The following is an 11,429-nucleotide window of genomic DNA, read 5'->3' as shown; positions in this document are numbered from 1 at the left end:
CTCTACTTTCTTTCACACTAACCTCCCCAATTATTTAAATTCATGTACATCAGAACCTTAACCTGAAACCCTTTTTCATCGTGGGATATCTGCATGGCACCGTCGTATTTCTGAATGGCCTTCTGTACACTTTTCAGCCCTAATCCATGGTTTTTTTCATCCTTTTTCCGGGTCATATAGTGATCCTCTGTTTTCTTAACCAAACCGTTAAAGGAGTTGTTTATGACGATGATAAGGCGGCCTTTCGTGTATTTTATTCTTATATGAATCCAGCGGTCCCCTGTTTGGGCAACTGCTTCCAGAGCATTATCCAATAAGTTTCCAAGTATAACAGCCATATCAAACGTTTCCACTGATAAGTCTTCCGGAACCAGGATATCCGCCTTAATCTGTATGTTCTTTTTTTCAGCCTGCTGTAATTTGAAATTAATGATACTGTCAATGGTGCTGTTTCCTGATACAGCATATTCTTTAGTTATCTGACACATGTCGGTTAATTCAGATAGCCGTTCGGTTAATTCATTTATTTTCCCGGATTTTGCCAGTTCACACAAAGGGGAAAGCTTATTTTTAAAATCATGGCGGAGCATTCTCATATTTTTTAAGGCTGATTCCATCATCTCCACCTGATTTTCATAATAGCGATTCTGTTCTTCTATAATTCTTCTGTTCATCTGCGCAACTAATAAGTCAGATATTTTATCGTAAAGATAGAATGTAACAATATTTATGGCGAACGCACTCGCCATGCAAATAAAAAGAATGGTGCGGGAACTGCAATTGTTAGTAAAAATGGTAAGAAGCATGATGATGGTTCCATATGGAACGGTGATTAAACTTAACCAGTACACATTGGGGAGGGGATATTTGGTTTTCACATTTTTAAATCCCTGCACAAGCAGCACATAAGAAAAGGATAATATATTTAGTGCAACAATCCCAAACCCCGATTTATATTTAAAAGGGATTAAAAGATTCAGTTCCAGAATGCTGGTTAAGAACGCCACAAGTGTCTCGATCATCATCAATGAAAAATAAATAATGGTTGTAGAAAGGAGTGCCTTACTGGTTTTGCCTTCATACAAAAGAGCAGTTAAAAAGAGTGTAATCAGATTGACAGTTAAATTTATCAATGGAATTTTTAAAAAAATATATGTAAGTGTGATCACCACAAAATAGCCGAAATAAGCCAGACGTTCCAACTTAAAATTCACCCTGCAGTCTGAGTAGAAAATATGCATATATTTGTATATGACAAACGTCATAAACAGATTACCCAGGCAGTAGACTGCATTGTAGCTTTCCATATTCATAAAGTTTCCCCCTTATTCTTCACTGATCTGCAGTCTGCGGAATTCATGGCGCTTTGATCTGCTGATAGGAAGTACCGTACCATTTGACATCACTACTTCTGTATAACGCAAAATCGCAATATGGTTATAATTGATTAGATAGGACCGGTGTATCTGAACAAATTGATATTTTGTAACACTTAAGGCGGTGTCCTCCAGTTTCCCGTAAAAAAAATCTTCTCCGGTTGTAAAAACAATTCTGTTTTCCCGGTTTAAGCTTTCAAAATATATGATTTCACTAATTGGTATCTTGTGCGTATCATATCCTTTCTGATAGGTGAAATACCCCCCCAGCCTCCGGGTTCGTTCTAAAGCCAGTTTTAAATCTTCGATGACCGTGAGCGGATTAATGGGCTTTGGGATAAAATGGAGGGGCTGAATGTCAAACAGCTGTCTGTCGTAGGCGTCCTTGCCTGAAATATACACAATTTCAGTGTTATAATTTTTCAGCACTTTTCTTATCTGCCGGCCTGCTTCCACGCCATTCATACAGCCTAGTTCAATATCCAGAAAAATCAGGTCAAATGATTTATCCTGGTTAAACGATTTTAGAAGACTTTCGCCGCTGTTAAAAATGTTTAAATCAATCTTTAAAAAATTTCTGGCAGCATAATCCGATATGATCTGCTCCATTTGAGAGCATATCGCATTATCATCATCACATATAGCAATATCAATCATAGTTTCTCCTTTCCGTTAGATATTGGTAACAAATTTGTCGATTACACTCTTATTATAGCAAAATGTGTCATTTTTGCTACTCTTAATTTATCGTTACATTTCACATCAATCGAAAGTACCATTCACTACATTAAGTTATTTTATAGTAAATTATTTGATAAAATACAGTCTGAAAGCAGAATACAATAGAGAGGAGGGGAAAATCATAGAACTTTTATTTTTTAAACTTGTAAAAATAATAGCGAGTCTTGCGCTGAGTTTTACATCATTAAATATGAATTTAGCATGCATGCTGTTTATTCATCAGCCCAAACTTCCGGACAATGCTAAAAAACTGCGCAGATTTTAAGTAATAGCTGGTTACTCAGCTATGATTGCCAGGCCGCCGAAGGAAACCAGGCAATGACTGCAGCCTGTTCCAATAATTTTTATGGGGACAGACTGCTTTTTTTATGAGGGGAGATATTTATGAGTACAAATGAAAATGCAAAGGAATTTAGTCTAAGCTCTTACCAGAGAGATATATGGTTAGAGCAGTTTATGCATCCAGGAAAACCGATTTATAATCTTGGCGGTTATATCAGGATTAAAGGAAATATTGATATTGAAATATTCAGAAATACCATGCAGAGAATCATCAATCAAAATGATACTCTGAGAACACGTCTTATAGACCGGGCAGGAGAAGCGTATCTGACCATACTGCCGGAAATCCACTATAAAGCTCCATTTCTGGACTATTCAATGAAAGAAAACCCGGCTGCTTTTTGTGTTGACTGGATTAAAAGTGAGTTTTTAAAACCATTTGATCCAAACGATTATTTTTTTAAGTTTATTTTATTAAAAAGTGGTGAAAATGAATATTTTGTTTTTCTGAAAGTTTATCATATGATCATCGATGGCTGGGGCTTTGCACTATTATACAGTCAGATGATTGATACTTACAATGAACTGTCGGAAGGAAATCCGGAAGTAAAGGCAGATGCCTATTCCTACACCGATTTTATCGCCGAGGATCAGGAATATAGAAATTCCCCGGCCTTTTTAAAGGACATTGAATTTTGGAAGAACAAATACCGGACGATTCCTGAACCGCTTTTAAGTAAAGGGATCGGATATGATTGTGAAAATAACAGCTCCATTTGGAGTGACAGGAGTACTTTAAAAATTAAGAAAGTGCTATATAACAGAATGCTTGAGTTTTGCAAAGAGGAAAACAGCTCTGCATTTCATTATTTATTGGGGATTTTATATCTCTATTTCAGCAAGGTCTGCAAACAGAAGGACCTGGTGATCGGTGTCCCTGTTTTTAACCGGAGCAATGCAAAATATAAACAAACCATGGGACATTTTGCAAATGTAATACCGCTGAGAATAAACCCGGAGTCGGATATGAGCTTTAAAGAGCTTATGAAACTGATCAGGCATGGACTTTTTGAATGCTACCGTCATAAAAGAACGAACTTTGGTGACATCAGCCGGGCGGTTTATGAAGGGGTGAGTGAGAAAGGTAACTTATTTGATATATCCCTTTCTTTTGAAGAACAGGAAATCAGAAAAAAATTTGTTACTGCTGATGAATGCCAGAATGTAACAATGACGCATCAACATGAAAGAAATGCTCTAATGCTTCTGATCTGGGGACATGAGGGGGAAGCGGATGTATGCGTTAATTTTGATTACCGGCTGGATGTGTTTAGAAAGTTTATACCCATTGAAAACTTCATTTCCCATTTTGAATATTTATTCACAGAAGCAATGGAACATGGCGATACTCCCATCTCTGCAATAGAAGTGGTGCCGGAGGCAGAAAAGCGGATGCTGCTTCATGATTTTAATCAGACAGTGATGGAATATTCCAAAGATCAGACCATCCACGGTCTATTTGAGGAGCAGGCAGAACAAAGACCGGAGCATACCGCGCTTGTTTTTGAAGATAAAAAACTGACCTATAGGGAACTGAACCAAAAAGCCAACAGGCTTGCCCATGCGCTGCGGAGAAAGGGAGTGAAACCGGACAGCATTGTTGCTGTCATGACCGAGCGTTCCCTGGATATGGTGACAGGGATATTTGGTACGCTCAAGGCCGGAGGTGCCTACCTGCCCATAGATCCCGGTTACCCGGAGGACAGGATTGAATATATGCTGGAGGACAGCGGCGCTGGCGTTCTGCTGACTCAAAAGCATCTAAAAGACAGTATTCAGTATAACGGTAATATAATCTGTCTGGATGAGGAGGATGTTTATCAGGAAGAGGATGCCAATCCGGAGTCTGTAAATAAACCAGATGATCTGGCATATATCATCTATACATCAGGCTCTACCGGAAAACCGAAAGGGGTCATGGTAGAACATCACGGAATTTTAAATCTCCAGAATTATTTTAAGGAAAGCTGGGGCGTGGACGGATCAGACCGGATGCTTCAGTTTGCCAGCAGTTCCTTTGATGCCTCCGTATGGGAGACTTTTACCATTCTGCTGGGCGGGGGAACACTTTATCTGGTTTCCAGAGATGTGATAAATAATCTGGATGATTTTAAGAATTTCATCAATGAAAACAAAATCACCATCACCCTTCTGCCGCCTGCATACCTTTCAGGCATTGAGCCGGGAAGCCTTCCGTCATTAAAGAAGCTGGTAACCGGCGGATCGGCTATTACAAAGGAACTGGTTGCAAAGTGGAAGGACAAGGCGGCCTATATGAATGCTTATGGTCCCACAGAATACAGTGTAATTGCAACCGCGTGGAAATACCGGAACGAGGAGATGGGATATGATTCGGTCCCCATTGGAAAGCCAGTGTCCAATACAAGGATCTATATACTGGATAAGGATCAGAAGCTTTTACCGGTGGGAGCGGCCGGAGAGATGTGCGTATCGGGAGACGGTATTGCCAGAGGCTATTTAAACCGCCAGTCCCTGACTGCAGAAAAGTTTGTTGATAACCCGTATGAAGCCGGAGAGAAGATGTACCGGACAGGAGACCTTGCCCGCTGGCTGCCTGACGGGAATGTGGAATATTTAGGAAGAATCGATGACCAGGTAAAGATCCGGGGATTTCGGATCGAGCTGGGGGAGATTGAAGCAAACTTACATAAGCATCCGCTGATCCGTGAGGTGGCAGTGATCGCCAGAGAGGATAAAAAGAAAGAAAAATATCTTTCTGCGTATTATACGGCAGACAGCCCGCTTAAAGGAGATGAACTGCGGGAACATCTATTAAAGGAACTGCCGGATTATATGGTGCCGTCTTACTTTACACAGCTGGAGCATATGCCCATGAATCAAAGCGGAAAGATTGATAAAAAGGTCCTTCCTGAACCAGATACAGGTATGAGTGCTGCAGTGGAATATGTGGCGCCGAGAAACAAAACAGAAGAGATCATGGTACGGGTATGGGAAAAGGTGCTTGAACTTGAACGGGTGGGAATCAAAGACAATTTCTTTAATCTGGGCGGAGATTCTATTAAAGCCATACAGGTATTATCCAAACTGAACAGTTATCAGTTAAAGCTTGAGCTGAAGGATATTTTTGAACACCCGTTCATCGAAGAACTGAGTGCTTATATTAAAACAGCCAAACGTACTGCTGTTCAGGGAATTGTAAAAGGAGAGGTAATTCTTACACCTGTCCAGAGCTGGTTTTTTGAACATTGTTCTGAATATAGAAATCACTTCAACCAGTCAGTGATGCTGTACCGGAAAGAGGGCTTTAACGAAGAGGCACTGAGAAAAGTACTTGACCGGGTGGCAGAGCACCACGATGCGCTGCGGATTGTAATGAGAGAAAAAGCGGGTCGGATTGCCCTGCTTAACAGGGGGATGGAAGGCAATCTTTATTCGCTGGCTGTAAGAGATCTCACAAGTATGCAGGTAGATGAGAAAGCATTGGAAGAAGAAGCCCGGATTCTACAGTCCTCTATGGACATAAAGCAGGGGCCTCTGGTAAATGCAGGCTTATTTCAGACGAAAGAGGGAGATTATCTGCTCCTTGCCATCCATCATCTGGTGGTTGACGGGATTTCATGGAGAATTCTCTTTGAGGATATTTCAACAGGATACCGGCAGGCGGTTAACGGAGAAGAAATTAATTTCCCTGAAAAAACAGACTCTTTTAAGGAATGGTCGGAGAAACTTTATGGGTATGCCGACAGTGAAGAGCTTCAAAAGGAGATTCCATACTGGAGCGCCCTTGAGAAAATCCAGGTGAAACCCCTTCCAAAGGAACATACTGTCACCAACAGAAAATATAAGGACAGTGACCAGGTTTTCATGGAGCTTGATGAGATCCGGACTTCCCGGCTGATCAGGGATGTGAACAAGGCGTATCATACCGAAATTAATGATATTCTTCTGGCAGCGCTGGGAGAGGCGGTTTCAGAATGGACCGGTGAGGAAAAAGTGCTCATTAACTTAGAAGGACATGGCCGTGAAGAGATTGCCGGGGATATTGATATCAGCAGAACCGTAGGATGGTTTACCACACAGTATCCCGTGATTTTAGATATGAAAGAGACAGGGTCCATATCTTCCAGAATTAAATCCGTAAAAGAAAGCCTGCGTACCATACCGGGGAGAGGAATGGGCTATGGTATTTTAAAATATCAGACGATTCTTCCAGATGAAGAAATGCTTAAGTTCAATTTAAATCCGGAGATCAGTTTCAACTATCTTGGACAATTTGACCAGGATATTGACAGCGATTTATTTACCTTAACGGACATTTCAGCAGGTGAAACCATTTCACCGGAAATGCAGCGGCCATACTGTCTTGATATTTATGGAGGAATTAATAACGGGAAGCTGGGGCTTCATTTTTCATATCACAGGGGTGAATATGAAAAGATTACAATAAACCGGATTGCTGATAATTTTAAACGCAGCCTGATACAAATGATTGAACACTGCGTATCTCAGGATTATACCGAACTGACACCTGGCGATTTAAGCTCCTCGAAGATCACCGCCCGGGAAGTGGAAGCGGTGTACCGCGTGATGGAATCATCAAAACACAATATCAGGGATATTTATTCACTGACACCCATGCAGACTGGAATGCTGTATCATTTCCTCAGGGAAAAAGATTCCAATGCTTATTTTGAGCAGGCAGTGATCACATTAAAGGGCAGTGTTGATAAAGACGCGTTTGAACGGGCGTTTTGGCAGGTGATTTTAAGACACGATATTTTAAGAACGGCTTTTATTTATGAAAAGGTGGACAAGCCGGTTCAGGTGGTCTTAAAAGACAGGACTTCCAAAATGGACTATAAGGATATTTCCCTTTTATCAGAAGGACAAAAAAAATCCTATTTGGAAGAATGCATGGCTGGCGACAGGAAAAAGGGCTTTGACTTAACCCATGAGCCGCTGGTCAGGATCATGCTGATTAAAGTGAGTGAGGGAATTTACCATTTAATCTGGAGCTTCCATCATATCATCATGGATGGCTGGTGTCTGCCTATTGTATTTAAGGAACTTCTGGAATCCTATAAAGCGTTCCGGGAAGGCAGTTCCCCGCGGTTAGGCAGGGTGTATCCATACAGCCAGTATATACAATGGCTGGAAAACAGAGATGACCAGGAAGCTTCGGATTACTGGGATCAGTATCTCATGGAATATGAGCAGACCGAACAGCTCTCCAGAATGAAAGTCACAACTGCCGGGCAGGGATATCTTCAGGAGGAATACGATTTTACAATAAATGAAGAAATGAAAGCAGGACTTGAGAAAACGGCAAGAGATAACGCCGCCACTTTAAGTACGGTGATGCAGACGGTATGGGGAATCTTACTGCAAAGGTACAGCAATACCCGGGATGTGGTGTTTGGATCAGTAGTTTCAGGCAGACCGGCCGAGGTAGAGGGTGTTGAACGAATGATAGGCCTCTTTATTAATACCATTCCAGTCAGAGTCCGGTCAGAAAAAGGGGAAAGCTTCTCCTCTCTTATTTCAAGACAGCAGCGGGAGGCGCTGGAGTCTGAGAAACACAGTTATTATCCGCTGGCAGAAATTCAGTCCAGGATATCCTGCAAAGGGGAACTGGTTCAGAGCCTTATGGCTTTTGAAAATTATCCCATGGAGGAAGCCGTTAAGGGAGATGACAACGGCAGGGATCATATCACCATTCTTTCAGCAAAGGTATCCGAGCAGACGAATTTTGACTTAAATATTATTATAATGCCGGGAAAGGATCTGCAAATCAAATTCCGATACAACAGTCTGGTTTATAACAAAAGCTTTCTCGCCCGGATTGCTGAACAGATGAAAACCATGATCAGTGAAATCGTAAAGCGCCCCGGGATGTCCGTTGAAGAGATCGATGTAGTACCGGAAGGAGAAAGGCGTATGCTGCTTCATGATTTTAATCAGACAGTGATGGAATATCCAAAAAATCAGACCATCCACGGTTTGTTTGAGGAGCAGGCAGAACAAAGACCGGAACATACGGCGCTCGTTTTTGAAGATAAAAAACTGACCTATAGGGAACTGAACCAAAAAGCCAACAGGCTTGCCCATGCGCTGAGGAGAAAGGGAGTGAAACCGGACAGCATTGTTGCTGTGATGACGGAACGTTCTCTGGATATGGTAACAGGGATATTTGGTACGCTCAAGGCCGGAGGTGCCTACCTGCCCATAGATCCAGGCTATCCGCAGGACCGGATTGAATATATGCTGGAGGACAGCGGCGCTGGCGTTCTGCTGACTCAAAAGCATCTAAAAGACAGTATTCAGTATAACGGTAATATAATCTGTCTGAATGAGGAGGATGTTTATCTGGAAGAGGATGCCAATCCCAAGCCTGTAAATAAACCAGATGATCTGGCGTATATCATCTATACATCAGGCTCTACCGGAAAACCGAAAGGGGTCATGGTGGAACATCACGGAATTTTGAATCTGCAGAATTACTTTAAGGAAAGCTGGGGCGTGGACGGATCAGACCGGATGCTTCAGTTTGCCAGCAGCTCCTTTGATGCCTCCGTATGGGAGACCTTTACCATTCTGCTGGGCGGGGGAACACTTTATCTGGTTTCCAGAGATGTGATTAATAATCTGGATGATTTTAAGAATTTCATCAATGAAAACAAAATCTCCATCACCCTTCTGCCGCCTGCATACCTTTCAGGCATTGAGCCGGGAAGCCTTCCGTCATTAAAGAAGCTGGTAACCGGCGGATCGGCTATTACAAAGGAACTGGTTTCAAAGTGGAAGGATAAGGCGGCCTATATGAATGCTTATGGTCCTACCGAATACAGTGTAATTGCAACTGCATGGAAATACCGGAACGAGGAGATGGGATGTGATTCGGTCCCCATTGGAAAGCCTGTGTCCAATACAAGGATCTATATACTGGATAAGGACCAGAAGCTTTTGCCGGTGGGAGCGGCCGGAGAGATGTGCGTATCGGGAGACGGCATTGCCAGAGGCTATTTAAACCGCCAGTCCCTGACTGCAGAAAAGTTTGTGGATAATCCGTATGAAGCCGGAGAGAAGATGTACCGGACAGGAGACCTTGCCCGCTGGCTGCCGGATGGGAATGTGGAATATTTGGGGAGAATTGATGACCAGGTAAAGATCCGGGGATTTCGGATTGAGCTTGGGGAGATTGAAGCAAACTTACATAAGTATCCGCTGATCCGTGAAGTGGCAGTGATCGCCAGAGAGGATAAAAAGAAAGAGAAGTATCTGACAGCATATTTTACTTCGGAAGAAGAGCTGAAAGCGGAAGAATTGAAAAAACATCTTTTAAAGGAACTGCCGGACTACATGGTCCCAGCCTTCTTTATGCAGCTGGAGCACATGCCCATGACTCAAAGCGGTAAGATAGACAAAAAAACACTGCCGGAGCCTGAAATGCGCGGAAATTCAGGGGCAGATTTCATAAGCCCGAGAAACGATGCGGATAAGAAGATTCAGGAAGTGTGGCAGGATACACTGGGAATTGAATCAATCGGAATCGACGACAATTTCTTTATGCTAGGCGGTAATTCCATCAAGGCGATTCAGGCTGTATCAAGGCTGGCGTCGGAATTTGAAATTGGAATCAATGACATTTTCCAATATCCCACAATACGGAGTCTGTCAGATCAGATAAAATACTCCAAAGACAGGCTGAAGACAGCGATTGAAGCACTGCAGGAAGCAGCGGTCACCAGGATTGAAGGAAGGGGAGCCAGTGATGGCAGAATCCTCAAAAGCCTGAAAGAATACCATAAAAGAAATCAGAAGTATAAGGGAGTTGAGATTTCGGAAAAGGCTGGCTACCAGAATATACTGGTGGCCGGAGGAACCGGTTATCTTGGAATACAGATTGTACATCAGCTGCTGAAGATTACTGATTATAAGATTTACATAGCTGTCAGAGGAAAGGATGACAGTGATGCACGGGAAAGGCTGCATGCAAAGCTTAAGTTCCACTTTGGAAATGAAATCTGCGGACAGGAAACACTGGAAGACAGATTGTGTGTATTTTGCGGAGATTTAACAAAGGAATACTTCGGGCTGAGCAAAGAGCGTTATGAAAGTCTGGCAGAAAAAATTGATGCAGTCATAAACTCAGCGGCAAATGTAAAGCATTTTGGGAATTACTCGGAGTTTTATGCAATTAATGTGGAAGGAAATAAAAGGCTCATTGAATTTGCCGGTACAGGGAAGAAAAAGGTGTATAACTTCATCTCTACCACCAGTGTGGGAAGCGGATTCATAGAAGATCAGTCAAGCGTGGTGTTTACTGAGTATGACTGTGATGTGGAACAGAGCTCCGATAACTACTATGTAATGACGAAACTGGAGGCTGAGAAGCAGATCGTCAGGGCGAGAGAAGAAGGCATTATATGCAATGTTTTCAGGGTGGGAAATCTGGTTTTTGATTCAAAGTCCGGTATTTTCCAGGAAAATATTCAGGATAATGCGTTCTACACCATGGTGAAATCCCTGATAAAACTTGGATATGTCCCTGCGATTGCTGATAAAACCCTGGACTTTTCCTTTGTTGACCAGGTGGCGAAAGCTGTCGTACTGCTGTTTGACAGGAAGAATTTAAAAAATGAGACGTACCATTTATTTAACAGCCATCGGATCAATATGATTTCCTTTGCCCGGTTTTTAAATCAGGCAGGAGTGGAAGTGGAGACGATGCCCGTGGACAAGTTTACCTCATTTATTCTGAAAAAATACGATGATGATGATGCGAAACAGGAAGTATCCAGAATACTTGTCCATTCCAATATATTCTTTGAAGGAGCCAGCAAAACATTATTCCTGGTGAAGAACAGAAAGACCGACGGTATCTTAAAAGCACTGGGATTTGAGTGGCCGAAGCTTGACGGCAGCAGAGTAAAGCTCATGATTGAACACTGCAGAAATGTAGGGTTTATGCAGTAAAAATACGCTGGA

At 42.3% G+C, this 11,429-nt stretch carries 4 protein-coding genes; 2 read left to right on the top strand and 2 right to left on the bottom strand.

Features of this window, described 5'->3' with window-relative positions:
• Positions 1-17: 17 nt before the first annotated feature.
• Complete coding sequence (locus DS742_RS07710; protein WP_117416410.1) at positions 18-1,313, bottom strand: sensor histidine kinase; 1,296 nt, start codon at positions 1,311-1,313, stop codon at positions 18-20.
• Positions 1,314-1,325: 12 nt separating this feature from the next.
• Entirely contained in the window at positions 1,326-2,033 is a 708-nt protein-coding gene (locus tag DS742_RS07705) for a LytR/AlgR family response regulator transcription factor (protein WP_117416409.1), read from the bottom strand.
• A 64-nt stretch (positions 2,034-2,097) separates the two neighbouring features.
• Here DS742_RS07705 and DS742_RS29755 point away from each other — a divergent pair, with 64 nt between their 5' ends.
• Positions 2,098-2,382 carry a cyclic lactone autoinducer peptide gene (locus DS742_RS29755; protein WP_278335944.1) on the top strand — a complete coding sequence of 95 codons (285 nt, stop codon included), beginning with the start codon at positions 2,098-2,100 and terminating at the stop codon, positions 2,380-2,382.
• A 119-nt stretch (positions 2,383-2,501) separates the two neighbouring features.
• Positions 2,502-11,417: a non-ribosomal peptide synthetase gene (locus DS742_RS07695; RefSeq protein ID WP_117416408.1), complete on the top strand. Its 8,916-nt coding sequence runs from the start codon at positions 2,502-2,504 to the stop codon at positions 11,415-11,417.
• Positions 11,418-11,429: the final 12 nt, after the last annotated feature.

Source organism: Lacrimispora amygdalina, assembly GCF_003432035.1.
Taxonomy (GTDB): domain Bacteria; phylum Bacillota; class Clostridia; order Lachnospirales; family Lachnospiraceae; genus Lacrimispora; species Lacrimispora amygdalina.
This window is presented reverse-complemented; position numbering and strand designations above follow the sequence as displayed.

Bases quoted from the DNA above. Each gene is read 5' to 3' on its own strand.
- DS742_RS07710 (WP_117416410.1), bottom strand. From the start codon at position 1,313: ATGAATATGGAAAGCTACAATGCAGTCTACTGCCTGGGTAATCTGTTT.
- DS742_RS07705 (WP_117416409.1), bottom strand. From the start codon at position 2,033: ATGATTGATATTGCTATATGTGATGATGATAATGCGATATGCTCTCAA.
- DS742_RS07695 (WP_117416408.1), top strand. From the start codon at position 2,502: ATGAGTACAAATGAAAATGCAAAGGAATTTAGTCTAAGCTCTTACCAG.